This window comes from Mycolicibacterium llatzerense (assembly GCF_025331195.1).
GTDB lineage: Bacteria > Actinomycetota > Actinomycetes > Mycobacteriales > Mycobacteriaceae > Mycobacterium > Mycobacterium llatzerense.
This window is the reverse complement of sequence record NZ_LXOV01000001.1, coordinates 984,033-1,009,224: the sequence shown is the minus strand read 5'-3', so window position 1 is coordinate 1,009,224 and position 25,192 is coordinate 984,033. Positions and strand designations below refer to the sequence as shown.

The 25,192-nt window shown below is 67.5% G+C and carries 22 protein-coding genes; 9 read left to right on the top strand and 13 right to left on the bottom strand.

Features of this window, described 5'->3' with window-relative positions; all coding sequences use genetic code 11:
- The first annotated feature begins 50 nt into the window (after positions 1-50).
- On the top strand, positions 51-860 hold the full coding sequence (locus tag A7G45_RS05160; protein WP_260937988.1) for a PaaX family transcriptional regulator C-terminal domain-containing protein: 810 nt from the start codon (positions 51-53) through the stop codon (positions 858-860).
- A 58-nt stretch (positions 861-918) separates the two neighbouring features.
- On the opposite strand, the gene A7G45_RS05155 is transcribed toward A7G45_RS05160, so the two are convergent.
- Together A7G45_RS05155 and A7G45_RS05150 are read right to left on the bottom strand one after the other, a co-directional pair.
- Positions 919-2,262: a cytochrome P450 gene (locus tag A7G45_RS05155; RefSeq protein WP_260934470.1), complete on the bottom strand. Its 1,344-nt coding sequence runs from the start codon at positions 2,260-2,262 to the stop codon at positions 919-921.
- 9 nt (positions 2,263-2,271) lie between these two features.
- Positions 2,272-3,246 (bottom strand): oxygenase MpaB family protein, encoded by a 975-nt coding sequence (locus A7G45_RS05150; RefSeq protein ID WP_043985607.1) that lies wholly within the window; start codon positions 3,244-3,246, stop codon positions 2,272-2,274.
- A gap of 85 nt (positions 3,247-3,331) precedes the next feature.
- Between A7G45_RS05150 and A7G45_RS05145 the strand changes: the two genes are divergently transcribed.
- Positions 3,332-3,955 (top strand): TetR/AcrR family transcriptional regulator, encoded by a 624-nt coding sequence (locus A7G45_RS05145; protein WP_131630718.1) that lies wholly within the window; start codon positions 3,332-3,334, stop codon positions 3,953-3,955.
- A 38-nt stretch (positions 3,956-3,993) separates the two neighbouring features.
- On the opposite strand, the gene A7G45_RS05140 is transcribed toward A7G45_RS05145, so the two are convergent.
- Both A7G45_RS05140 and ilvD read right to left on the bottom strand, forming a co-directional pair.
- Positions 3,994-5,148 carry an ankyrin repeat domain-containing protein gene (locus A7G45_RS05140; protein WP_260934467.1) on the bottom strand — a complete coding sequence of 385 codons (1,155 nt, stop codon included), beginning with the start codon at positions 5,146-5,148 and terminating at the stop codon, positions 3,994-3,996.
- A gap of 214 nt (positions 5,149-5,362) precedes the next feature.
- Positions 5,363-7,063 carry a dihydroxy-acid dehydratase gene (ilvD, locus tag A7G45_RS05135; protein WP_071288480.1) on the bottom strand — a complete coding sequence of 567 codons (1,701 nt, stop codon included), beginning with the start codon at positions 7,061-7,063 and terminating at the stop codon, positions 5,363-5,365.
- Positions 7,064-7,138: 75 nt separating this feature from the next.
- Here ilvD and ricR point away from each other — a divergent pair, with 75 nt between their 5' ends.
- Positions 7,139-7,492 carry a copper-sensing transcriptional repressor RicR gene (gene ricR / locus A7G45_RS05130; protein ID WP_043391193.1) on the top strand — a complete coding sequence of 118 codons (354 nt, stop codon included), beginning with the start codon at positions 7,139-7,141 and terminating at the stop codon, positions 7,490-7,492.
- Here ricR and A7G45_RS05125 read toward each other — a convergent pair whose 3' ends face one another.
- Positions 7,493-7,792, bottom strand: a complete 300-nt coding sequence (locus A7G45_RS05125) for an MTH1187 family thiamine-binding protein (protein ID WP_043985609.1) — start codon at positions 7,790-7,792, stop codon at positions 7,493-7,495.
- A gap of 224 nt (positions 7,793-8,016) precedes the next feature.
- Between A7G45_RS05125 and A7G45_RS05120 the strand changes: the two genes are divergently transcribed.
- Entirely contained in the window at positions 8,017-9,087 is a 1,071-nt protein-coding gene (locus A7G45_RS05120; RefSeq protein WP_260934461.1) for a L,D-transpeptidase, read from the top strand.
- A gap of 67 nt (positions 9,088-9,154) precedes the next feature.
- Here A7G45_RS05120 and A7G45_RS05115 read toward each other — a convergent pair whose 3' ends face one another.
- Positions 9,155-11,128, bottom strand: coding sequence for a M13 family metallopeptidase (locus tag A7G45_RS05115; RefSeq protein WP_260934459.1), 1,974 nt, complete (start codon positions 11,126-11,128; stop codon positions 9,155-9,157).
- Between the two features lie 59 nt (positions 11,129-11,187).
- On the opposite strand from A7G45_RS05115, the gene A7G45_RS05110 reads away from it, so the two are divergent.
- A complete protein-coding gene (locus A7G45_RS05110) occupies positions 11,188-11,856 on the top strand; it encodes a hypothetical protein (protein WP_260934458.1) in 669 nt (222 codons plus the stop codon).
- Positions 11,853-12,542 carry a hypothetical protein gene (locus A7G45_RS05105; protein WP_260934457.1) on the top strand — a complete coding sequence of 230 codons (690 nt, stop codon included), beginning with the start codon at positions 11,853-11,855 and terminating at the stop codon, positions 12,540-12,542. Before A7G45_RS05110 ends, A7G45_RS05105 begins: the two co-directional genes overlap by 4 nt.
- 18 nt (positions 12,543-12,560) lie before the next feature.
- Here the strand turns inward: A7G45_RS05105 and A7G45_RS05100 are convergent, their stop codons facing one another.
- Positions 12,561-13,100: a helix-turn-helix domain-containing protein gene (locus A7G45_RS05100; RefSeq protein ID WP_260934454.1), complete on the bottom strand. Its 540-nt coding sequence runs from the start codon at positions 13,098-13,100 to the stop codon at positions 12,561-12,563.
- Complete coding sequence (locus A7G45_RS05095; RefSeq protein ID WP_260937986.1) at positions 13,097-16,024, bottom strand: MMPL family transporter; 2,928 nt, start codon at positions 16,022-16,024, stop codon at positions 13,097-13,099. Before A7G45_RS05095 ends, A7G45_RS05100 begins: the two co-directional genes overlap by 4 nt.
- 412 nt (positions 16,025-16,436) lie before the next feature.
- Here A7G45_RS05095 and A7G45_RS05090 point away from each other — a divergent pair, with 412 nt between their 5' ends.
- Together A7G45_RS05090 and A7G45_RS05085 are read left to right on the top strand one after the other, a co-directional pair.
- Positions 16,437-16,967, top strand: a complete 531-nt coding sequence (locus A7G45_RS05090) for a hemophore (protein ID WP_260934453.1) — start codon at positions 16,437-16,439, stop codon at positions 16,965-16,967.
- A gap of 100 nt (positions 16,968-17,067) precedes the next feature.
- Positions 17,068-17,439, top strand: a complete 372-nt coding sequence (locus A7G45_RS05085) for a heme-binding protein (RefSeq protein ID WP_260934451.1) — start codon at positions 17,068-17,070, stop codon at positions 17,437-17,439.
- Between the two features lie 52 nt (positions 17,440-17,491).
- Here A7G45_RS05085 and A7G45_RS05080 read toward each other — a convergent pair whose 3' ends face one another.
- The 3 genes from A7G45_RS05080 to A7G45_RS05070 are packed head-to-tail and all read right to left on the bottom strand — an operon-like array spanning position 17,492 to position 20,160.
- A complete protein-coding gene (locus A7G45_RS05080) occupies positions 17,492-17,863 on the bottom strand; it encodes a DUF3054 domain-containing protein (RefSeq protein ID WP_260934448.1) in 372 nt (123 codons plus the stop codon).
- Positions 17,853-19,064, bottom strand: coding sequence for a M23 family metallopeptidase (locus A7G45_RS05075; RefSeq protein WP_260934446.1), 1,212 nt, complete (start codon positions 19,062-19,064; stop codon positions 17,853-17,855). The genes A7G45_RS05080 and A7G45_RS05075 overlap by 11 nt, the downstream gene beginning before the upstream one ends.
- Complete coding sequence (locus A7G45_RS05070; protein ID WP_260937984.1) at positions 19,051-20,160, bottom strand: lysylphosphatidylglycerol synthase transmembrane domain-containing protein; 1,110 nt, start codon at positions 20,158-20,160, stop codon at positions 19,051-19,053. Before A7G45_RS05070 ends, A7G45_RS05075 begins: the two co-directional genes overlap by 14 nt.
- Positions 20,161-20,313: 153 nt before the next feature.
- On the opposite strand from A7G45_RS05070, the gene A7G45_RS05065 reads away from it, so the two are divergent.
- Positions 20,314-21,486 (top strand): AI-2E family transporter, encoded by a 1,173-nt coding sequence (locus A7G45_RS05065; RefSeq protein ID WP_260934444.1) that lies wholly within the window; start codon positions 20,314-20,316, stop codon positions 21,484-21,486.
- Here the strand turns inward: A7G45_RS05065 and A7G45_RS05060 are convergent.
- A complete protein-coding gene (locus A7G45_RS05060; RefSeq protein WP_260934443.1) occupies positions 21,446-24,469 on the bottom strand; it encodes a trehalose monomycolate exporter MmpL3 in 3,024 nt (1,007 codons plus the stop codon). The genes A7G45_RS05065 and A7G45_RS05060 overlap by 41 nt on opposite strands.
- Before the next feature lie 85 nt (positions 24,470-24,554).
- Positions 24,555-25,192, bottom strand: a 638-nt coding sequence (locus tag A7G45_RS05055) for a PIN domain-containing protein (RefSeq protein WP_260934441.1), incomplete at its 5' end; no start/stop codon positions are given.

Genomic DNA, 25,192 nt, shown 5'->3' with positions numbered 1-25,192 from the left:
CGTTGGAAGACCCATCCATCGAGGTGCCAACCCGCACCCTCGTCGAGAGCATGCTGCGGGACGACGCGACCATCGACGCCGGTGCGCTGTATGACGTCGCGGGCGAGCTCGGCATGACAGACCAGCAGGTGCGGCTGTGCATCAAGCGGCTGGTCGCAGACGGTCAGTTCACTCAGGACGGGCGCGGCCGAAAGGCGGTGCTGCGCGCGACCGATGAGCTGCGCAGCACCATCACGCCGGATCGCGACTACATCCGGTTCATGTACGCCCAGGATCGGGGCGATGCTCCGTGGGACGGGCGCTGGCACGTGGTGGCGTTCGCCGTCCCGGAGTCGGTCCGGGCGGCGCGTGATGCGATGCGTGACGCCATCGTTCGCCTCGGCGGTGCCGCCATTCAGGGCGGCCTCTACGTCTCCCCGAACGACTGGGATAGCGAGATATCCGCAGCGGCAGAGCAATTGCGAATCTCCGAGCACGTCACCACGATGACGACTGCGGATTTGGCCGTCGGCGACCTCATCGAGCCCCGTGCCCTCGCCACTCATCTCTGGCCGCTGGACGAGATCGCCGAGCGGCACCGACGGCTGCTCGCCGTCGCGGACCGCGCACTGCTCGCCTTGTCGGACGCCACCCCGACCCGGCAGCAGACCATCGCGATCGAACTGGCCGCCGAGTTCACCCGCGCCGTCGAGCCCGATCCACTACTGCCGCCGGAGTTGTTGCCACAGCCGTGGATCGGTGCCGCGGCGCGCGCGAAGGTGGCCGCCTGTTGGGCGGAGCTGTTCAAAGGCGATGCCCCGCAACGCATCAGAGTGTTCCAGTGGTACGCCGAGGTGATCGACGAGGTGACCAAGGGCTAGGCGGGGCGGTCGGGTCGCGCCGGCCGATGACGACGCTGACGGCGCCCGCCGTGATCTTTCACTGAAGGCGGCGCAGCTCGACCGTCAATCCGTCCTTCGGCATGCCGAGGGTGGTCGGGTCGAATTTCCAGTGGTAGTCCGGGCGTACGGACCAGTCGTAGTTGCGCAGCAGGTTGTGCATGACTGTTTTGATCTCCATTTGCGCGAAGTACAGCCCGATGCACTTGTGCACTCCGCCGCCGAACGGAATCCAGGCGAATCGATGGACCTTGTCCTCGTGGCGTTCGGGTGCAAAGCGTTCGGGATCAAAATGATTGGGGTTGTGCCAAACGGCCGGGTTGAGGTGAACAGCGCGGGGTGTGACCGACACGAATGTGCCCTTCGGGATGAAGTATCCGTCGATCTCGGTGTCCCGCAGTGCTTCCCGCACGATTGTGGGAACCGGAGGGTTCAGGCGCAGCGACTCTCTCATCACGAGGTCGAGCACGTTCATCTGGTCGAGTGTGTCGTATCCGACTTCGGGACCTAACGTCGACGATTGTTCACGGGCCTGTTGCTGCCATTGTGGGTACCGGGCCAGGTGGTACGCCATGGTGGTCAATGCGGTGGTGGAGGTGTCGTGCGCGGCGAACAGCACGAAGATCATGTGATTGACGACGTCCCGATCGGTGAATGTGTGACCGTCATCGGATTCCGCGTGACACAGCACCGAGAACAAGTCAGGTGTCTGCGTGGCACGCTTGTTGGGTAGGTGCTGATAGAAAAACTCTTCGAGCACTCTCCGACCTTCGACGGCGCGACGCCATTTGCCGCCCAGGATCGGGTGGCGCACCAGTGCAGACAAACCTTCGAGGCAATGCATGAAGGCCTCGTTGACCTTGTTCGCATCCTCGCGTGGCAGCTTGACGCCGACGAAGGCCTCCAACGCCACGTCCAGGGTGATCGCTTTGAACTCGTCGCCCAGACGTACTGTCCCGGTTGGCAATCGGTTGACCCGTTGGGCGATCACGGGCTGCATCTCCTGTAGGTAGCCCTTGAGGTTGGTGTTCGTGAATGCTTGCTGCAAGATCGCCCGATGATGCCGGTGTTCATCGAAGTCCATCAGGAGGATGCCACGCCGGAACGCCACACCGATCAGGAAGTCCCATGCCGGCTCGTTGGCAAAAGCCTTGTCGCGATTGGTGGTAACGGTCTGCGCCCCCGAGGGAGACATCACTGAGACGACGTTCCGGCCGAAGAACGTGCTGTAAGTGATGTCACCGAATCGTTCGAGTTGCTTGCGAGTGCTCTTCTCCTGGTTCCGCAGCATCATGATCTGTTCGACCATGCCAGGGATGCAGGTGCCGTAAATCGGCTTCAAGCCCGATCCGGCGGGTACGTCGGCCATTTGCAGCTTGAGCATCGCATCTCCTCAATCGTCGATGGCGCGCGGCCGCGCAGTGATTGTTCGTGGGTCCACGTGCTCGCGTTCGAACCCGTCAACCGCTTGTTTCATGTAGCGCATCCAGACCGGCGCGAGGCGTTCCCACACAGGGCCGAGGGCCCTGACCGTTGCACAGAATCGGCGATATCGGGCTTCTTGGCGGGCTGACCAGGGGATGCCGAGTTTGTCTCGTAGCGCTGGGTCCAGCCCGCCGGCGCCGAGGAAGGATCCGACCCGGTCCAGCACCGGTGCCAACAGCCGGTTCCAAAACAGGGGCGGGATCGGCTTCGGTACCGGAAATGCCCGGGAGAGGCCCTTGGTGATGTATCCGACGGTGTACTGCGCGACCTTGGTGTTGCCGACCAGCTCGTCGGCGACGACGCGGTCCCAATACTGGACGAACTCTGTGTAGGTCCGCGGCTGAAAGCTGTCGTCGACACCGTAGAGGCTGTACCAGTCCCGAGATTCGGCGAAGATCTGTTCCTTCTCCTGGAGGGTGAGTGGCTTGATGAATCTCTCGACGCCAGTGAGAAGTTGATCGATGAAGGTGGCGTGTGCCCAGTAGAACGTCTCGGGATCCAAACCCACGTAAGGGGTTCCGTGATATTTCGAGCCATCTGACATGGTGCCCGCGAGCGGCTTGTGAAAGTTCCTGATCTGCAGTCCGGTCTTGGTGGGCGCGTCGCCGTAGACCGTGTTGGCGATCGGCGGGAGGGATCGTCGTACCCGTTCGAACAGATCGGTGAAGATGACGGAGTGGTCCGAAACTGCCTGCCCGAGTTGCGGATACATGTTCTCGGTAGTCCCCGCTCGGCCGAGCAGGAGGTTGAGGCGGTGATCGCCGAAGTATTTCCAGACCAGTGAATCCGGACGTAGTGGCCGCTGGTTGCGCAAGGCCGGCGACAGCCGGCCGTCGCGGTCACGCGCGCGTTCGACGCCGGTTGCGTCGTGGTCGATCGTCATGGTTTTGCCTCCCGACTTCTGGTTCGAGACAACACCCGGGTGAAACAGATGTCAATACCTGTGTCAGCGTGTCAGAGTGCTAGTGTTGGCCGATGCAGCGTGGGTGCGTCTGAATATGACGGCGGACGGCGGATCTGCGGGGCAATCGGGTCCCGCGGACGAGGTGGATGCGCTGCTCGCCGCCGCGGCGTCCGAGTTCGAAGCCGTCGGGCTGAGCCGGGCCAGTCTTGATGTCATAGCCAGGGCCGCGGGTGTCAGTCGCAGCACCCTGTATCGCCGGTTTGTCAACAAAGAAGCGCTGATTCTCGCGGTGCTGCAACGGATGCTCACCACGACAATGCATGACCTGGACCGGGCGACTCGCAATCACAGCCCGCAGGAGGCGGTCGTCGAGGCATTCGCCGGGGCGGTCAGGTCGCTCAATTCCTCCAGGCTGTACCGGCGGGTGTTCTTCGAGGAACAGGCCCTGGTGCGCGGTTTGGTCACCTCGGTTCGGGAGTGGACGGTGGGTGAGGTCGCCGGGCGGGTTCGTGATTCGTTGCGGCGCAGCGGTGCCCAGATGCCTGACGATGAGTTGCTGGTGGTTTCGGAGCTTCTGGTCCGGATCGCGCGGTCGTATGTGGAGATTCCGTCGAAACTCGTTGCGGTTGATGATGAGTCGGCGATGCGCGATTTCGCCAAGCGCCACCTGGCAGATCTCGTCTACTGACGACGGGGTCGTCGCGCCGTCTCGTGGATCAACTTCTGTCAGAACGTCTTTGGCTCGCCCTGCCGGAGTAGGTCCGCAGCCTCGGTCTGATAGGCATACTCGGCCCACTCCAACGGAGTGGAACCGAACCGCGTATCGGTGATGGACGGGTCGGCGCCCGCCTCCAGCAGCCGCCGGATCAGCTCCAGATCGCCTTCCCATGCGGCCTGGTGCAGCGGTGTCGCGCCCTGGTCGTCGCGGGCATTCGGATCATCGGGAAAGGCCGGAACGACAACATCGACACCGGACACGTCGATGCCGTGCCGGGCGAGCAGGTCGAGGCGATCGCCGAAGCCGTGCTCGGCGGCCCAGTGAATCTGCCGCTGCCACAGCTGTTCCCGGGTCTCCATGGCCTCACCGAGTCGGCGCTCCCACGGACTCGGCCCGGCGTCGGCCAGGCCGTGGGCGAACAGCAGCTCCAGGTGTGAATCGTCAGGGCGGAACATCCGGTTGTAGAGCGTCTGCTGATCGACCGGATGGGCGCCACGGCGCAGCAGCAGCGTCGCGAGTTCGGCTGCATGGGGATGCCGGGGCTGACGGCGCGGTCCCTGTTCGCCTTCGCCGAACACCCCGGTCAACAGCGTGAACGGCGTCGACATGCCGCACCACAGATAGCCGGCGTTCGGGTCTGCCCCCGCGTCGAGTAGCACCGTGGCTGCCGCCAGTACGTCGTTTACGTTGCGGCCCAAGGGGATACGTGAGTAGCACAGATACGTCAGGGGTACCCAACCGAACGGCCCGCCGCCGGTGTTGGCGAGCGCTGGTCGCCCGGCGAGATGGTCGGCGAGCGCGACCGGGTCCGAAGCGCAGGCCGCGGCCCAGACGCTGCGGGAGACCAGCCCGGGATCGGCCGCCAGTAGGTCGGCGGCGGACTGCCAACGGGGTGGCGCGTCGGATTCGTTGTAGCGCAACGTCGCCCACGAGCAGAACCGGTCGGCAGGGGAGAGGGCGTCTTCGTCGACGGCGCCCGGGTCGACGCTCAGATCAGCGGCCAACCGAAGGTAGTGCACCAGGGCGGGCCACCCGGTGAAGCCATAGTTGCGGGCGACGGCGAACTGGGCGGCGTGCAGGGCAATGCCGTTTGACCGTTGCAGCGTGCGTGCTTCGACGCGCAGCTTGTCCAGGGACGGATTGGTGGGCAGTGTGCTGGCCATGACGGCCTCCTCTCATGCGCCCGCGTCCGCGAATCGGGCCGAGAAGAGGTCGGTCACAAAAACTCAACAAGCAGGGAGGCTGAGCCCCTTCGAGCGGACGTCGGGCGGTCCTGCGCGCCCGATCGTCACTGTACCGGCCCGCGAGCGTGCGCGAAATGCACGCCGTTGGCGGCGTGTCCATGTACAGACACGCACGCTCGCGGGAAGGGGACTCCTAGTTGCAGACCGCGCCGACGGCGGCCGACTGGACCAGCTTGGTGTACTTGGCCAGCACGCCGGTCTTGTAGCGCGGCGGCAGCGGCTCGAATCCTTCACGGCGCGTAGCCAATTCGGCCTCATCAACGAGGAGGTCGAGCGTGCCATTGGCCACATCCAGGCGGATGCGGTCACCGTCGCGCACGAACGCGATGGGCCCGCCGTCGACGGCCTCCGGCGCGATGTGCCCGACGCACAGGCCCGTCGTCCCACCCGAGAAGCGGCCGTCGGTCATCAGCAGCACGTCCTTGCCCAGGCCGGCGCCCTTGATGGCGCCGGTGATGGCGAGCATCTCGCGCATGCCCGGGCCGCCCTTGGGGCCCTCGTAGCGGATGACGACGACGTCGCCGTGCGTGATGGTGCCGTCCTCCAGTGCGTCGAGGGCAGCGCGCTCGCGCTCGAAAACCCGTGCGGTGCCCTCGAACACGTCGGAGTCGAAGCCGGCCGACTTCACGACGGCGCCCTCGGGTGCCAGCGAGCCGTGCAGGATGGTGATGCCACCGGTCGGGTGGATCGGGTTGTTCATCGCGCGCAGCACCTTGCCGTCCGGGTCGGGCGGGGCGATGTGGGCGAGATTCTCGGCCATGGTCTTGCCGGTGACGGTGAGGCAATCACCGTGCAGCAGACCGGCATCCAGCAGCGCGCGCATGACCACGGGCACGCCACCGATCTCGTCGACGTCCTTCATCACGTGGCGGCCGAAGGGCTTCACGTCGGCGAGGTGAGGCACCTTGTTGCCGACGCGGGTGAAGTCGGCGAGGGTCAGCTCGACCTCGGCCTCGCGGGCAATGGCCAGCAGGTGCAGCACTGCGTTGGTGGACCCACCGAACGCCATGACCACGGCGATGGCGTTCTCGAACGCTTCCTTGGTCAGGATGTCGCGCGCAGTGATGCCGCGGCGCAGCATCTCGACGACAGCCTCACCGGACTTGCGGGCGTATTCGTCGCGGCGCTTGTCGATCGCGACGGGAGATGCGCTGCCCGGCAACGACATACCGAGTGCCTCGGCCGCCGACGCCATGGTGTTGGCGGTATACATGCCGCCACAGGCGCCCTCGCCCGGACAGATGGCGCGCTCGATGATGTCGACGTCCTCGCGGGACATCAGCCCACGGGCGCACGCACCGACGGCCTCGAAGGCGTCGATGATGGTGACTTCCTTCTCGGTGCCGTCGGTCAGCTTCGCGACGCCCGGCATGATCGACCCGTTGTAGAAGAAGACGCTGGCCAGGTCCAGCCGGGCAGCGGCCATCAGCATGCCGGGGATGGACTTGTCGCAGCCGGCGAGCAGCACGGAGCCATCCAGGCGCTCGGCCTGCATCACGGTCTCGACGCTGTCGGCGATGACCTCGCGCGAGACCAGCGAGAAGTGCATGCCCTCGTGGCCCATCGAGATGCCGTCGGAGACCGAGATGGTGCCGAACTCCAGCGGGTAACCGCCGGCGGCGTGCACGCCCGCCTTGACCGACTGCGCCAGCCGCTGCAGCGACATGTTGCAGGGGGTGATCTCGTTCCACGACGACCCGACGCCGATCTGCGGCTTGACCCAGTCGTCGTCGCCCATACCTACCGCGCGCAGCATGCCTCGGGCTGCGGTTTTCTCGAGGCCGTCGGTGACGTCGCGGCTGCGGGGCTTGATATCGGGCTGATCTGCAGACATGCAGGTAATTATGCCCGCCGCCGCCAAGCGAAATTCCATTGGATACCCCTAAGGGGTATGCGGTAAGCTGGGCTTATGACGGCAGACGAGTCGGGGGCCGCAGGAGGCCACTCCGAGACTTCTCACGGCGATGCGCCGCAGGAGGCCCAACATGGCTATTCGCCGAACAAGGACAACTACGCCAAGAGGCTACGGCGGGTCGAGGGTCAGGTCCGCGGGATCGCCAAGATGATCGATGAGGACAAGTACTGCATCGACGTGTTGACGCAGATCAGCGCAGTGAACAGCGCGCTGCAGTCGGTCGCGCTGGCGTTGCTCGACGAGCACCTGGGGCACTGCGTGAGCCACGCGGTGGCGGTCGGCGGCGACGAGGCCGAGCAGAAGCTGGCCGAGGCCTCCGCGGCGATCGCCCGGCTGGTCCGGTCCTGACTACCTGCCGAGTTCACTCTCGATGCGCTGGACCTTCGCGGTGAGCTGGCCGGTGTAGCCCGGGCGGATGTCGGCTTTGAGGACCAGGCTGACGCGGGGCGACACCGCAGCTACCGCTTCTACGGCCCGTTTGACCACGGCCATCACCTCGTCCCATTCGCCCTCGATGTTCGTGAACATCGCGTTGGTCTCGTTGGGCAGGCCCGACTCTCGCACCACTCGCACGGCCGCTGCGACGGCTGCGCCGACACCCCCGGCTTCGTCGCCACCCATCGGGCTGACGCTGAATGCAACAATCACATGGTCGATTGTGCGCGGATCGTTCGGAGATCGCCCGATTGGTGCGGTCCTAGCGGATCGCGGGCCTTTGCGGCGTAGGTAACAGATGACGCCGCGCGGCCGATGAACAACCCAGGTCAGGGGGCATTCCCGCCTGATGTGCTGCGGCTGCGCCGCAGGTCAGTCCCAGTAGCCGGCCAGATTGCTGTGCGACACTGGGGAAAGTTGTGAACTGGAGGTGGCGGATGCCGCAGTGGAAGAACAAGCTCCTGACCGCGGTCGTGGCGGCCGGACTGGTCGCCGGGATGACCGTCGTAACCCCGTCGGCGCTGGCCGACCCAGACGCGCCGGACCCAGGCGTGGCAGCCGCGCCGTTCGACCCGGGTCTGCCCACTGAGGCGCCCTTGCCGCCGCCGATCCCGCCGATCGGTGACCCGTTCGCTCCCGCGCCGCCGCCGGCCCCGATCCCTGGCGCCCCGGTGCCCGGCGACCCGCAGCCGATCCCGGCAGGCACCCCGGCCGGCCAGAACCCGACGCCGTTCGTCGGCCAGCCGCCGTTCAACCCGCCGACCTTCAATCCGGTCAACGGGTCCATGGTGGGCGTGGCCAAGCCGATCTACATCAACTTCGCGCGGCCCATCGCCAACAAGCAGATGGCGCAGGACGCCGTGCACATCTCGTCGAACCCGCCGGTGCCGGGCATGTTCTATTGGGTGACCGACACGCAGCTGCGCTGGCGGCCCATCGCCTTCTGGCCGGCGAACACCGTCGTCAACATCGATGCCGCGGGCACCAAGTCCAGCTTCCGCACCGGTGACTCGCTGGTGGCGACGGCGGACAACGCCACGCACCAGATGACCATCAGCCGCAACGGCGTGGTCGAGAAGACCTTCCCGATGTCCATGGGCAAGGCCGGCGACGAGACCAAGAACGGCACCTACTACGTGCTGGAAAAGTTCGCGGACGTGGTGATGGACTCGTCGACCTACGGCGTCCCCGTCGACTCGCCGCAGGGCTACAAGCTGAAGGTGCAGTGGGCGGTCCGCATCGACAACAGCGGTGCGTTCGTGCACAGCGCCCCGTGGTCGGTGGCCGACCAGGGCAAGCGCAACGTCAGCCACGGCTGTATCAACCTGGCGCCCGACAACGCCAAGTGGTTCTACGACCAGTTCGGCAGCGGCGACCCGATCGTCGTGAAGAACTCGGTTGGCTTGTACAACTACTCGGACGGCGCGGGCGACTGGCAGTGGGGCATGCAGACTCCCGCGGCTCCGTCCACGGGCACCGGCTCGGGTTCGGGCTCCGGCACGCGCTGACCCGCCAATAACCGCGAAAACCCCCTATTTCCAAGGAAATAGGGGGTTTTCGCGTTTCGTCTGACAGCTAGTTCCAGATGCGCACGCGCTCGGCGGGCTCGAGGTAGAGCTCGTCGGAGGTACTGACATCGAATGCCTCGTAGAACGAGTCGATGTTCCGGATGACGCCGTTGCACCGGAACTCCGGCGGCGAGTGCGGGTCGACGGCCAAGCGCCGAATGGCTTCGGCGTCACGGGATTTGGTGCGCCACACCTGCGCCCAGCCGAAGTAGACGCGCTGGACACCGGTCAGCCCGTCGATCACCGGGGCTTCCGCGCCGCCCAATGACAGCTCATAGGCCAGCAGCGCGATGGACAGCCCGCCCAGGTCGCCGATGTTCTCGCCGACGGTGAACGCGCCGTTGACGTGATGAGAGGCTTCCAGTGCGCGCGGCGAGAACGCCTCGTACTGCTCGATCAACGCCTTTGTGCGCAAACCGAATTCGGCCCGGTCGGCGTCGGTCCACCAGTCGACGAGGTTGCCGTCGCCGTCGTACTTGGCGCCCTGGTCGTCGAACCCGTGCCCGATCTCATGCCCGATCACCGCGCCGATGCCACCGTAGTTGGCGGCGTCGTCGGCGTCGGCGTCGAAGAACGGCGGCTGCAGAATGGCTGCGGGGAAGACGATCTCGTTCATGCCCGGGTTGTAGTAGGCGTTCACCGTCTGCGGCGTCATGAACCACTCGTCCCGGTCCACCTCGCTGCCCAGCTTGGCCAGCTCCCGGTCGTGCTCGACGGCCTGCCCGCGCAGGTAATTGCCGTACAGGTCGCCGCCGTCGATCACCAGCGCCGAGTAGTCGCGCCAGCGCGCGGGGTAGCCGATCTTCGGGGTGAACTTGTCCAGCTTGGCCAGCGCCCGCTGCCGGGTTTCCGGGGTCATCCACTCCAGGTTGGTGATGCTGACCCGGTAAGCCTCGCGCAGGTTGGCCACCAGTTCATCCATGCGGGCCTTGTGCGCGGGCGGGAAATGCCGGTCCACGTAAAGCTTTCCGACGGCATCGCCCATCAGGCCCTCGACCAGGCCGACGCCGCGCTTCCAGCGGTCCCGGATCTCCTCGGTGCCGGACAGGAGGCGGCCGTAGAACGCGAAGTTCTCGGCGATCAGGTCGTCGGTCAGAATCGGGGCGCGGCCGCTGATCAGGCGCCAGCTCAGCCAGGCTTTCCAGTCCTCGAGCGGCTCGGCGGCCCACAGCGCCGCGAACGCCACCAGGAAGTCCGGTTGCCGCACAACGACTTCCGCGACCACGTCGGTCGACGTACCCACCGCCGACAGCCAACCGGCCCAGTCGAAGCCGGGTGCCTCGTCGGCCAGATCGGCGAACCGGCGCAGGTTGTAGCTCAGGTCCGCGTCGCGGCGCTTCACCACATCCCAGTGCGCCGCAGCGAGTTTGGTCTCCAGCGCCACGATCCGGGCGGCCGTCTCGGCCTGGTCGCCGCCGAACACCAAGCTCAGCATGCGCGCGATGTGCTCCGGGTAGGCGGCCAGCACCGCGGCGTGCGCGGGCTCGCGGTAGTAGGACTCGTCGGGCAGGCCGAGGCCGGACTGCGTGAAGTGCAGCAGGTACCGGGTCGAGTCCTTGGAGTCGGTGTCGACGTACGCGCCGGCGCCACCACCGACGCCGGTGCGCTGCAGCCCGCCCAGCACGGCGGCCAAAGCGGCAGCGTCTGCGGCGTCCGAGACCAGAGCCAACTCAGCCAGCAGCGGCGCCAGGCCGACGGCGTCGACCCGCGCGGTGTCCATGAAGCTCGCGTACAGGTCGCCGATGCGCTGCGCATCGGAGCCAACCGGGCCCGAGGCCGTCGTGATGAGATCGCGCACCTGTTCCTCGGCGCGGTCGGCCAGCAGCCGGAAGGCACCGTCGGTGGCCCGGTCGGCCGGGATGTCGTAGTCGGTGAGCCACCGGCCGTTGACGTGACCGAACAGGTCGTCCTGCGGACGGGCCCCGGCGTCGAGGTAGCTCAGGTCGATACCGGATCGGGGAGAGGTAGCTTCGAGAGTCACCTCGCCATCCTGCCATCGCCGCTGCAGTGCCGGCGGGCGCTGCGGGTAGCCTCACGCGCATGCCCGACGAGCGCAGCGAAGACTCCGCCGAAACAGACACCGCGGAAGACGCCGCTCCGGCCCCCGCGGCCACGGATGCCAAGCCCGCCGCCAAGGCCACGCCGTCGAGCGATCAGGCTGATCGAATCTTCAGCCCCTACGGCATCGCCTCGGCGGTGCTTGGTGTCATCGCGGTGGTGGCGGTAGCCGTCGCGACCTGGGTCTACCTGGGCCACCGCGCCGACGATGCGGAACGCGCGCACGAGGCGCAGGCGATGAAGGCCGCCGCCGAGTGGGCCAGCCTGCTGATCAACATGACCAAGGACAACGTCGCCGTCAACGTGCCGAAGCTGCACGAGGGCACGGTCGGCCAGCTCAACGCCGACTTCGACGCGACGGTCGCGCCGTTCACCCAGCTGGTGCAGAAGCTGCAGAGCCAGACCGCCGGACAGATCGAGTCCGTCGCGCTGGAGACGCTGCATCACGTGCCGCAGGGAGAGCAGGGCAAACCGCCGGTCCAGCCGGAGCTGGCCGCCATCTCGTCGGACACCACGACGGTGATGGTGATCGCGACGTCCGTGAGCCAGAACGCCGGTGCCAAGCCGCAGACCGTGCGCTGGCGGCTGCGCCTCGGGGTGTCCGACGTCGGCGGCAAGATGCTGATCTCGCGATTGGAGTCGCTGCGATGAGGAACGCGTGGCGGGTACTGGTCTTTGACGTCCTGGCGCCGCTCGCGGTGCTGGCGAGCCTCGTCTACATCGGGCTGGCCCTGGACCGGCCGCTGTGGTGGGTCGTGGTGGGCACGATCGTCGGGCTGCTGGTGCTGCAGGCGTCGGTGGTCAACTTCGTGCTGTTCCGCCGGGACGGCGTGACGATGGGCACCGATGACGACGCGCCCAAGTTGCGGCTCGCGGCCGTCGGGCTGACGGCGGTGGCCGTGGCCGCGGCCGCCATCGTGGGCTACACCAAGTGGACGGTGCCGGACCGCGCCACCAGCAACGACATGTCCACGGTGGTCGGTATCGCCAGCAGCGTCGCGGAGGCGTCGGCGACCTTCACCCCCGGTGCACCGAACGTCTCCATCGACCGCGCCACGTCGCTGATGGCGCCGCAGCGCGCGGAGGCCTACCGCAACGAGTTCAATGCGGTCGCCAAGGATCTCACCAGTCGCGGGGTGGCCGGCCAGGCCAGCACCATCTCGGCCGGTATCGAGACCATCGGCCCGAATTTCGCGAGTGTCGCGGTGGTCATGCGGGCCACTCAGAACAGCCCCAACAAGCCTGCGCAGGCAACGGTCCTGGGCCTGCGGGTCACGCTGACCAAGCAGGACGGGCACTGGCTGGTCATGGACGTGACCCCGATCGCGTCACGTTAGGCGCGGTGGGACGCCCGCTCAGGAACGGGCGGAACGCATCCGGGCGAACCGGTCCGAGAGCCGGCGCATCCGCACCAGCAGCGCGGCCGACGGGCTGGTGGTACCGGCCACGTAGGCCGAAAGTTCTTGTGCGCCAACACCGATGCGGGACGCGAACTCGGTCTCGCTGAGGCCGGAGCGTTCCATCAGCAGCCGGATCTGGCGGGCCACCTCGGCGCATTCGTTGGCCTCGAGCTGGGTGCGGGTGCGGTCCAGCACCTCGGACAACGCCTTGGAGATGCCGTAGGGGTTGGTCGTCGCCAGGATCTCTTCGACCTGACGGGCCGTGCGGCCGAACGGGTCACGCTTGATGGCCACGACGATGCGCTGCCACACCGCGAGATCGTCGTTCTCCAACGCGGCGCGGATGGCCGACGTCGACCAGAACTCGACGGGCTTCTCGCCGGGGGCCTGCGCCGGGAACGCGACGGTCGGTGCGCCGTTAGTGCCGGCTGCGGTAGAGGCACCGGGATCGTCGGCACCAGAAGGGGTGTCCCTCACTTCGGATGTCAACGTCACCTCGCCTCCTCCAACATGGCCACTGCCACCGCCAGACAACGCTGTTTGACGTCGGGCCAATCTGCTGTTTCCTGGTCGTCGAACGGGTGCGGGTCGGCCAACCTGCGGACCAACTGGGTGGCCACCCACTGGTTCTTCGACCGTTCTCCACAGTAATACCCGTCAATTCCGGCGAGAACCGCGGCCGCAGTCCGGATGTCCATGCATGACACCAGGTCGACGAAGTCGGCATAGTCCTGGACGCTGTTGCGGGACATGATCAGGTAGCCCTTGAGCCGCAGCGTTTCGGCGCCCGTCGGGATCTCCAGCCGGTCGCCGGTGGGCAGCAGCACCGTCGTGGTCTCCACCGGGCTGCGGCGCTCGATGGCGGGGCCGTCGCTCTCGCTGAGCGACAGGGCGTCGAGCGCGACCGACAGCCGTCCGCCCCACATGGTGACCGGGTGCACGTCGGGGTTGTCCGACGCGGACCGGGACTGACCGTGCGAGCGGCGTCGCAGCAGTGCCAGCCCGGTGCGCGACCCGTCCTTGCGGGCGGGTGCCGCCGCGATGCGGCGCGGCACGGCCCGCGGCACGTACTGCGGCTCGCCGGGCTCGCCGCCGCTGCACCCGCTGAACGCCAGCGGGTCGGAGACCGTAACCGTCTGTGCGGCAAGGGTTTGCAGCTTCGCCGCGGACTTGACGACGCTGCGCAGTTCGGAGCCGGAGGGGCCGAGGGCAGAGATGTCGTCGGGGATGATGACCAGGCTGCCGGTGTCGGTGGTGGGCAGCGGCTTCTCGAAATCCACCGACGGCAGCAGGCGGTCCAGCCACGCGGGCAGCCACCAGTTCCACTGGTCGAACATCGCCATCAGCGCGGGCACCAGGACCAGCCGCACGACGGTCGCGTCGACCGCGATGGCGACGGCGCACGCCACGCCCATCTGCGCCACCAGCGGCATGCCGGCGAACGCGAAACCGATGAAGACGGCGATCATGATCAGCGCGGCGCTGGTGATGGTCCGGGCGCTGGTGCTGACGCCGTACGCGACGGCGTCGCGGGTGTTGCCGGTCTGCAGGAAGCGTTCCCGGATGCGGGTCAGCAGGAAGATCTCGTAGTCCATGGACAGACCGAAGGTCATCGCCAGCACCAGCGGCGGAATGGTGGTGTCCAGCGATTCCAGGGGCTTGAACCCGAGCGCGCTGAACCAGCCCCACTCGAAGACGATCACCAGGCTGCCGTAGGCCGCGGCCACCGACAGCACCGTCATCAGGACGCCCTTGAGCGCCAGCACGACCGAGCGGATCGAGATCAGCAGCATCACGAACGCGATCAGCGACACGAAGACGAACACCAGAACCTCGGTGTTCGCGACGCGGTGGTCGAAGTCCATGATCAGCGCCGTCGGTCCGCCGACCGCGATCGCGACATTCGGGCCCGCGACGCCCGGCAGATGCTGCCGCAGCCACGTGATGGAATCGCGCGCGACCAGGTCCTCGGGATCGACCGCGAGCACGACCGAGAACAGGGCGCTGCGGTTGTCGTTGCTGAACACCGGCGGTGCCACCTGCGACACGTCAGGCGCCTGCGTCATGGTCTGGTGCAGCGCGTCGAGGGTCGCGGTGTTCTGCGGGTCGGAGGCCGTCGCGTCGGGGAACGTCGCCAGGACCCGGATCGGGCCGAGGGCACCTGGGCCCAGCGCTTCGGCCGCCGCGGCCACGCCGCCCCGGATTTCGTGGGTCGGCTGGAACTGCCGCAGCATGCTGTTGCCCAGCTGCATGCCGAACGACGGTGCCGCCAGAGCGATCAGGAAGACGGCGGCCAGGAGCGCCGACAGCCATGGACGCCGCATGGTGCGTTCGGTCCACTGGGTCCAGAACCGTGACTGCGTGACGTCCGGGCGGCGCGTGACGTGCAGCCACGACGAGCGTTTGGCGACCCGCTTGCCGAACGTGGCCAGCACCGCCGGGATCAGGGTGGTCGAGGTCAGCACCGCGACGGCGACGGCCAGGATGGCGCCGGTGGCCATCGACGACAGCACCGGCGTGCCGATCAGGTAGATGCCGGTGATCGAGGCGATCACCGTCAGCCCCGACAGCAGTACCGCGAGCCCGGACGTCGCCATCGACGCGTCGACGGCCTGTTCCGGGTCCCGGCCGGCACGGAGCTCCTCGCGGAAGCGCATGAGGATGAACAGCGAATAGTCGACGGCCAGCGCGATGCCGAACATCGACAGCGTCGTCGTCACGAAGACGCTCATGGTGACCCAGATGGACAGGAGGTAGACCACGCCCATCGTCACGATCACCGTGCAGGCGCCGAGCAGCATCGGCATGGCCGCGGCGGCGAGTGACCCGAACACCGCGAGCAGCACGATCAGCACGATCGGCAGGTTCCACTTCTCGGCCTCGGCGACGTCGTGCTTGGTGGTCTCACTGGCGGCCGCGCCGAGCGCACCCTGCCCGATGACGTACAGCCGGACCTTGCCGTCGGCGGTCTTACCGGGCTTGCCGCCCTCGACGCCGACGGCCTTACGCAGCTTCTTGGCGATGTCGACGGCGCCGCTGTTGTTGAAGTCGAGCCGCAACGTCACGACGTAGGGTTTGCCGGCCTGCGGCTCGGCCTGTGTGGGGTCGGGCACGACCTTGACGTTGGAGAAGCCCGCGGCGATGCGTTTCAGCTCGTCGACGGCGGCGGTCATGTCTTCTTGCGACGCGTTGGCGTTCGGGGCCGCGACCAAGGCCAGCGGCGAGGCGCCCTCGTCGGGGAAGTGGTCCTCGAGCTCGTACTGGACGTGCAGGGACTGGGAGCCGGCGACTTCGAACCCGCCACCGCTGAGATTGCTGGACTGGGTCGCCGCGAGATACAGAGACGGCACCATGAGCAGCAGCCAGGTGGCGAAAACCGCCCAGCGCCAACGCCGAAGCAGACCGCTCAGCCGCATCATCAACTGCTGGATGGCGAACCTTCTTCCTGCGGTCGTCCCGGTTGCCACCGGAGTGCTTTTGATCGGCGTTGCGTGCGGCCGACCCTACCCCAGTATGGGGTAGGGTGACCGGCTCGCGAGCGCCGTTGAGGCGCCTGGCGGGAACCTTGATCCAACTGCAACCGGGCAATTTCGGGACCCGCCAGCAACCCTGGGTGTGACGGTTGGGGCGTCGCTCGGGCCGCAGCCAACCGGCCGGTGACCTGGATGTTTGCTGTGTGGATTGGGCAGTGACCCGGCGCCGATGGCAAGATGGCGGGAGCCCAATCCCGGATGCGGTCCGGCACGTCTTCAGGTGCCACCCCGGGAAAGCAGTGTTTGCCGAGTGTTTACACGGCCGTAGTTGGCCGGTAAACCCGTGAGGAGATTTGCCATGAAGACGACCAGTGTGACCGTTCGCCGTGGACTTGCCGGGGTGTTCGCTGTAACTGCGCTCGGCGGTGTCGTGGTGACGTCGTTCGGTGCCCCGTCGGCCGGTGCGGGCCAGGATCCGTGCGCGGCCAGCCAGGTCGCCAAGACCATCGGCATGGTGGCCACCTCGACCGGCACCTACCTGGATGCACACCCGGTCGCCAACCAGACCTTGACCACCATCTCGCAGCAGCAACCCGGCCCGCAGTCGTTGGCAGCGCTGAAGACCTACTTCGACGCCAACCCGCAGGAGGGTGCCGCGCTGCAGAACCTCCAGGCGCCGCTGGTGACGCTGTCCTCGCAGTGCAAGCTGCCGTTGACCTTGCCGCAGATGATGGGGCTGATGCAGTCGGCGCAGCAGAGCAGCGGCCTGCCGGCCACGCTGCCCGCGATGCCGAGCGTGCCCGGCGCCGTGCCGTTCACGCCCACCCTGCCCGGCGTGACGGTGCCGCCGGCCCAGGCGGTCTCGGCGGCGCAACCCGCCGCACGCTAGGCACAACAGGCGGTCAGCCAGCTCTTCTGCTTATCTTTGTGGGGCCGGTAGCCCCGTCGGGGTTCCGCTACCGGAGCTCTCGACGAAGGGGTTTGACCACATGATGCTCACCGCTCTGGCCAAGCGACGCGCTGTTGCCGGCTTCATCGGCGCCGGCGCGATCGCCGGCAGCGTGCTGTTCGGTGCCGCCCCGTCGGCTCTCGCCGACGATCTGCCGCCGAACTGCACCTCTGCGGACATAGCCGGCGTCAAGTCAGGCGTTGAGGCGTCGACCTCCGCCTACCTGTTCACCCACCCGGATGTGAACGACTTCTTCACCAGCCTGCGGGGCCTGTCGAAGGATCAGTCGCATGCCAAGGTCAAGCAGTACCTGGCCGCGAACCCGCAGACGAAGGCCGAGCTGCAGGGCATCCGGCAGCCGCTCAAGGACATCCGCGACCGCTGCGGTCTCCCCGGCCCTGCCGCCCGCTAACTAGGGATTTGTGTACGAAAATCCGCGGCCAGCGCGGATTTTCGTGCACAAATCACTTGCGGAATCGAGCCACGCCGCGCCAGCCGAGCAGCAGGATGGCCGTGACCGTCGAGGCGACGATCACGAAGCTGACCGCGACGCCCTGACCTGAGGCCTTGCGCAGCAGCATGCCGATCGCGACGGTGCTGACCCAGATCGCCAACCCGGTCGGGTTCAGCGCCGTCGGGCGGCGCCAGCCTCGCGACAGCGCCCAACCCGCCACGGTCCCGGTCAGGAACGGCCAACTCGTGTGCGCCACCCCGGCCAGCGTGATGCCCTCGGCGTGACTGCGCCGGCCGATGGTGCAGAAGATCACCACGCACACCACATCGGCGAGGAAAGCCAGTGCGGCGCTGCGGTTTCCGGTGGCCTGCTCAGTTGTCATAGGTCATCACGTCCAGATTCAGTGGGCTGACATTGTTTTCGTCGCGGGCGGTGAAGCCGGGGCCCAGCCGGGCGGGGCCGCCGACCTCGAGGGCGTCGGCGGCCGCCATGTCGGCCAGTCGGCCGGTCAGTTTGAACGACCGGAGGACGAACGGCAGGCCGTCGGCGCGCAACGGATCGGGTGCGCTCATCACGTGGAAATGCAGGTGCGGCGCAGTAGAATTGCCGGTATTGCCGACGTTTCCGAGGACTTGCCCGGTACTCAGCCGATCACCGGGCTTGACCTTGACGCTGCCGGTCTTCAGGTGCGCGTAGAACGCGAAGTTCCCATTCCCGAGGTCCTGGACGACGTGGTTGCCGCCGTACTGCGCCAGCGTGAGTCCGGTCGGGTCCACGCCGGGCACCTGTTCGGGCAGGCCGTCGAGCACGGCCACCACCGGGCCGTCGGCCACCGCGTGCACCTCGGAGCCGAAGTAGAGGTAGCTGTCCGTCTTCGCGCGGTCCCCGCTGAACAGTTGGCCGTCGGCCTGCAGCTGCACATAGTCGATGGCGAATCGCTCTGCGGCCCAGAGCTTTCCGTCGATCGGGTTGAGGGCCATCCGGTGCGGCGTCATGTCGCAGCAGCTGTTGGCATCGAGCCAGCCGGAGCCGCGCAGCGGCGGTTCGAGTTCGACGGGTTTGTGGTCGGACACCGTCACGGGCGCGACGTTCTCGGTCACCACCGGCGGCACGAGCGGCGGCATCGGCTTGGGTACCTTGACCACCACGCGGTGTGAAAGCTGTTGGGGTACCGCGCTTCCCGCGGCCAGGCTGACGTCCAACCACACTATCGACCGCTGGCCGGGGCCCAGCTCGTTGGTGCTGACCCGGGTGCCCATGGTCCGGGTCCAGTAGCCGAGGCCGGCGCCGGACAGTTGCAGCAGCGGGCCGGCCGGCCCCATGACGGCGACAGAGTCCACCGTCACGGGCTCGGGCGAGGTGTTGGTCAGCAGCAGTTCGTACGCCAGGTGCACGCGGCCGTCGGTGGCCGGAACCGGGACGGGCGCGGCCACGACGTCGGCCAGCACCGGCGTGACGATCGGCTCGGCGGAACTGGTGGAACTGCTTGGCGGAGTGGATGATTGAACCGATTTCGGGACCGGTGCGCAGGAGGTGAGCGCGGCGACGAGCAGGAGCGCCGCCGCCCGGCTACCCGGTGTCATGCGGTGCCTCGGGCGCGTCGGGCGCTGGACGCGGTGCGGCGTCAGAGGAGCCGGGAGCATCTGGGTCGAAGTCCTTCTCGGTGCGGAACAGGAAGAAGAACACCACCCAGCCGATCGCCGAGATGAAGATCCAGCTGACCAGTCGATAGATCAGCATCGTCGAGATGGCCGCCGCGAGTGTCATGCCGCTGGACACCAGGCCGGGCACCAGCACCGCCTCGACCACCAGCAGCCCACCGGGCATCAGGGGAATCGCCCCCACCGCGCGGGCCGCGGCGTAGGCGACCGTCAGGCCGGCCAGCGACGGATGCCCGCCGGTGGCATAGGCCGCGCACGCCAGGCACGCGACGTCGGCGACCCAGTTGAACAGCGACCAACTGAACGCGACGGTCAAGGTCCGGCGGCTCAGGCTGACCGACTCCAGCTGGTTGAGGGTGCGGCGCCAGCCGTCCAGCCCGGTATCGGCGGGCTTGCCGCGCAACGAGTTGAACCACGACAGCAGCCGCACCCCGATGCCGTCGATCTGCTGCGGGTTGGCGGCGACGGTCTGGGCCAGCAGCAGCAGTGCCACGAAACCGCCGACCGTGAAGATCAGTGACAGGGGGTTCTTGCTCGCGCCGAGCAGGACCGCGCCACCCAACCCCAGCAGGGCCAGGCCGACCACCTGCAGGGCCCCGGACATCACCAGCTGCCACGACGCCACCAGCGGCGACGCGCCCCACAGCCGCTGCTGGCGGTACACGAAGGTGGCCGAGAGCACCGGACCACCGGGCAATGTGGTGGACAGCGCGTTGCCCGCGTAGAACGCCGCCTCGGACCGCCACTGCTTGACCTCGACGCCGGCCGAGCGGAGCAGGGTGCGCTGGATCTGCGCGAAGCTGTGCATGGAGGCCAGGGCCGCGACGGCCGCCGCGGCGACCCACCACCACTTCGCAGACAGCAGACTGCGCCACGCCTTGGCCAGTTGCTCCCACACCAGCACGATCTCGATGGTCAGCACGGCGACGGCGACGCCGATGAGAACCCAGCGCAGCCACCAGTACTTGCCGCGCGTCCGACCCGACTGCGGACGGGCGTCACCGCGACGGCACGCCATCCAGGAGCCGCGACGGCGAGCCGTCAGCGGACCTCCTGAAGCCTCGTGCGACACGCACACAGCGTATCCGGCGTGTCGCGGGCGGCTCGCCGTGTGCGGTAAGCATTGTGCAACAACGTCGCGGTGTCATCCCGCGGCGCTACGCTGGCGCCCATGTCACAAGCCGACGCAGCGGTCGATCCGGTGGTACGTAAGGCCGCAGCCTGGTCATGGCGGCTGTTGGCGATCTTCGGTGCGGTGCTCGCCGTGCTGTGGGTCGTCATCAAGCTCGAGGTCATCGTGGTGCCGGTGCTGCTGGCGACCCTGGCGGCAGCGTTCCTGCTGCCTGCCGTGGACCTGCTGACGCGGCGCGGACTGCCGCGCGGTGCGGCCGTCGCGGCGATGCTGCTGAGCTCCATCGTGGTGATGGGCGGCATCCTGACGTTCGTCGTCTTCCAGTTCATCGACGGCGCCCCGGCGCTGGTCGAGCAGGTGGCCAAGAGCATCGACGGCGCCCGCAAATGGTTGACCGAAGGCCCGATCCTGCATCTGAGCAGCGATCAGATCAACAGCGTCGGGCAGACCGCCATCGACGCCCTGAAGAACAATCAGGCCAAGCTGACCAGCGGGGTCTTCTCCACCGCCGGCGCGCTCACCGAGATCATCACCGGGCTGCTGCTGGTCCTGTTCACCTTGATCTTCCTGCTGCACGGCGGCCGCGACATCTACGCCTTTGTCACCAGGATCTTCCCGGCCTCGGTCCGGGACCGGGTGCGGGATGCCGGCCGGGCCGGATTCGGCTCGCTGATCGGATATGTCCGCGCGACGTTCGTGGTCGCTCTGGTCGATGCCGTGGGCATCGGCACCGGGTTGGCGATCATGGGGGTGCCCCTCGCTCTGCCACTGGCATCCCTGGTGTTCCTGGGCGCGTTCGTTCCGCTGGTCGGTGCCGTGCTGACCGGTTTCGTGGCGGTGGTGGTGGCGCTGATCGCCAAGGGCTGGATCTATGCGTTGATCGCGCTCGGCCTGATCATCGCGGTGCAGCAGCTGGAGGCCCACGTGCTGCAGCCCATCGTGATGGGCCGCGCGGTGTCCGTCCACCCGCTCGCCGTCGTGCTGGCGATCGCCGGTGGCGGTGTCACCGCCGGAATCATCGGCGCACTGATCGCCGTGCCCATCGTCGCGTTCCTCAACAGCGCCATCCGGGTGCTGATCGCCAGCGATCCTGAGGCCACCGAGGCCGAGCTACTCGCCGAGGCCGGTGCGGTAGCCGCCGCGACGGTCTCGCAGGGGCCGACGCCGTCTGCTACAGACGGCCCTCGCGGCGCAGCAGATCCGCAGCGCTGACCCCGCCGCCGGTACCGCGACGCTGGGTCTCCCCGGTGTCGATCTTCTCGGTGGAATCCGGGGCGTCAGCCGGCTGGGCGCGGAACGCCGTGGTCGGCTCGTTGCCCTGATCGGCGGGCGCGTCTGACGGAGTCTGGATCTGCGGTCCGGAGGCGCTGAGGTTGCCCCGCAGCTGACCGAGCCACGACTCGATCTCCCGGTTGCCGCTGGCACCCTGGCCCGGCTCGGCCGGCCGGACACCACCCGGCGCGCGGAACGCCGTGGTGGCGGGATCGGAGGGCTGACCGAAGGCGGTGGTCGCCGGGTCACCGATCGCCGCGGTCGGCGGCGTCGGGTCGTTCTGCGGGGTGACCGCGCGGGTCACGTTCGACACCACGTTGCGGAAAGCGCCCTTGGCGGCGCTGAATCGCGTGGTCGCGGGCTCAGCGGGCTCAGCGGGCTCAGTGGGCTCAGTGGACTGAGCAAGCGAAGCCGGCGGGGCCGACGGCGGCACAGACGGGGCCTGCAGGACCGGTGGCAGCGGGGGAGCGCTCGGCATCCGGTTGGTCGGTGCCTGACTCGGCGGCTGCGGCTGACCCGGGTTGATCCGGGTCGGGACGGCACGCTGGCCGGCAGCCGGATGCGTCGGATCGTGCGGCGCGCGGACCGGGGCCCCGGAACCGACCAGGGCACGCGGGTCCTCGGGTTCGCGGACTGCGGGACGCTTGCGCTCGTCGGGCAACTCGGTCTCGCCGAGACCCAGCTTCTGCTGGACGCGCTTCATCCACAGCGGTGCCCACCAGCAGTCGTCGCCGAGCAGCTTCATGACAGCCGGCACCAGGAACATCCGGATGACGGTGGCGTCGAGCAGCAGCGCCATCAGCAGGCCGAACGCCAGGTACTTCATCATCACCAGGTCGGAGAACGCGAACGCGCCGACGACGACGGCCAGCACCAGCGCAGCGCCGGTGATCAGGCGACCCGTCGTCGCGGTACCGATCCGGATGGCCTCGGCGGTGGACATGCCGCGTTCGCGGGCCTCCACCATGCGGGACACCAGGAACACCTCGTAGTCGGTCGACAGACCCCAGATCACCGCGATGATCAGGCCGATCATCGGCGCCATCAGCGGCTGTGCGGTGTAGTTCATCAGCCCGGAACCGTGCCCGTTCTCGACGAACATCCAGGTCAGGATGCCCATTGTCGAGCCAAGGGTCAGGGCGCTCATCAGGGCGGCCTTGATGGGCAGCACCAGCGAGCCGAACGCCAGGAACATCAGCACGGTGGTGGTGACCACCAGGATCAACACCATCAACGGCAGCTTGTCGAACAGCGTGCTGATGCTGTCCTGCTCCAGCGCGGGCGTGCCGCCGACCATCACGTGCACGCCGTGCGGTTCCTGCAGGGTGCGCAGTTCGTGGATCTTCTCGGCGGCGTCGCCGCTGTTGATGAGGCCGTTGGACAGCACCCGGACGGACGGGTCCTTGGTGCCGCCCTCCTGGTAGGTCCGCTCGGCCCACATCTTCGACTTGTCGTTGCCGTCCGGGGTCACGAACCCGCTGATGGTGCCGGCGTTGGCCCGGACTTGGGCGATCTGCTGGTCGGTGACGGGCTGCCCGTTGTCGCTCTTGATGACCAGGGTCAGGGCGTTGGTGCGGAAGCCGGGGAAGATCTGGTCGAACTCCTCCTGCGCGGTCCGGACCGAGTTGTCCGGCGGCAGGTACTTCTCGCTCATACCGGCGAGGGCCAGCTGTCCCAGCGGGATGACCAGCAGGATCATCCCGATGGTGATCGGCACGGCGAACGCCAACGGTCGTTTCATCACGACGTTGACCAACTTGCCCCAGAAGCCCTTCTCGACTTCTTCGCGGGTCTTGGTCTTCTGCGTCTTCTCGGCGAACCAGTCGATGATCTTGCGCGAGAACGGCCAGTTCGCGAGGAACGGCACCTTCAACAGGGTGCGCACACCCAGCGCGTCGACGTTGGTGCCGAGGATGCCGAGGACGGCGGGTAGCACGGTGTTCGACAGGAACGCGGCCAGCAGTACCGACGCGATGATCGCGTAGGTGATGGACCGCAGGAAGCCCAGCGGGATGAGCAGCAGCGGCAGCGACGACGCGACGATGATCACGGCGGAGAACGCGACGGTCCGGCCGGATGTCATGACGGAACGTCTGACCGCCGCTTCGACGTCGTATCCCTCGGCCAGTTCTTCTCGGAATCGGCTCACTATGAACAGGCCGTAGTCGATGGCGATACCGAAGCCCATCATGGTCACGACGGGTTGGGCGAAGAAGTGCACCGGCCCGAACTCGGCGGTGAACCGCAGAATGCCGAGCGCGCCGCCGATGGTCAGACCACCGATGATCGCGGGCAGCGCGGCGGCGATCGCACCGCCGAAGACGAAGAACAGCACGACCGCGACCAGGGGCACGATCGCGAGCTCGGCGCGCTTCTGGTCGGTGCCGATGGTGCCGGTCAGCTCGCTCGCGAGCGGCTCCAGGCCGGCCAGCTTGATGTTGCCGCCGTTGACTTTGTACAGGTCAGGGGCGACGGCCTGGTAGTTCTTCAGGATCGCGTCGTCGTTGTCGCCCTTGATCGGGACGGTGATGAAGGTGTGCCGCAGGTCCTGCGTCGTCATCTTCTTCAGTCCGTCGCTGGGCGCCTTCAGCCACCCGACCCAGGCCACGACCTTGTCCTTGTGGTCGGTGACGAAGGTGTCCAGCTCAGCGCTGACCTTCTTCTGCCACGCCGGGTCGGTGATCTTCTTGTCGTCGGGCGGCGTCAGGATCGCCACCACGAGGCTGGTCCGGTCGCGGCCGTAGACCTCGTCACCGAGGACCGACGCGGCGACGGACTCGCTGCCTTCGTTGTAGAAGCCACTCTGTGTGACATGCTCGCCGAGGCTGGACCCGTATACGGCGCCACCCAGGCACAGTGCGACCATGACACCGATCACTATGTATCGGAATCGGTACACCGTTCGACCCCACCAGGCGAACACGTCAGCTCCTCACGATTATCTGCATAAAGTCCTGCTCAAAGTTGTTGCCATTTTCGGCCACCGCACACGTCATCTGTAGTTGTTCCTAAACGCGCGAGCTCAGCAGCGCGGACAACGGCCGGAAGGGCTGCAGCCAGGCGCCCTGATCAGGCAGCGAATCCAAGCCGATTCGCGGCAGCGGCTCCCGGAAGACACCAGGGATGTCTTCCAGGTCGACGAAGTCCAAGGTATCCGACGCTAACGCCCAACTGGCATGTTCGCGAAATCCGACCACGGTCGCGGGAGTGCCGTCATGGGCGATGTCTTCGAGCGGTTGACGGAACGCCTGGCCGTCGGCGGAGGCTACATAGATGCCGGCCAGACCCTCGCTGCGGCGCAGCGCGATGTGCGCGAGCATGTCGCTGTCGACGTCGCTGCCCTCGTCGAGTTTGGGCTTGGCGAACACCGCGAAACCGACGTTGCGCAGCGCCTCCACCCACGGCCGCACGACATCGGCACTACCAGGGGCGATGTTGGTGAAGACCGTCGCCTCGGGCTCCAGAGCCACCGGCGGCTGGTCCGGCCGCCTGCCGCTGGCGATCTCGTTGGTGCGGGCCAGCAGCCACCGGCCCAGCGCGTCGAATCGCGGTCGGTGAGCGGCGGTCGGCCGGCCACCGAGGATCGACCCGAGGCCCATGTCGAGGTTCGGTGCGTCCCAGACCAGCAGCACCCGGTGCGGCCGGG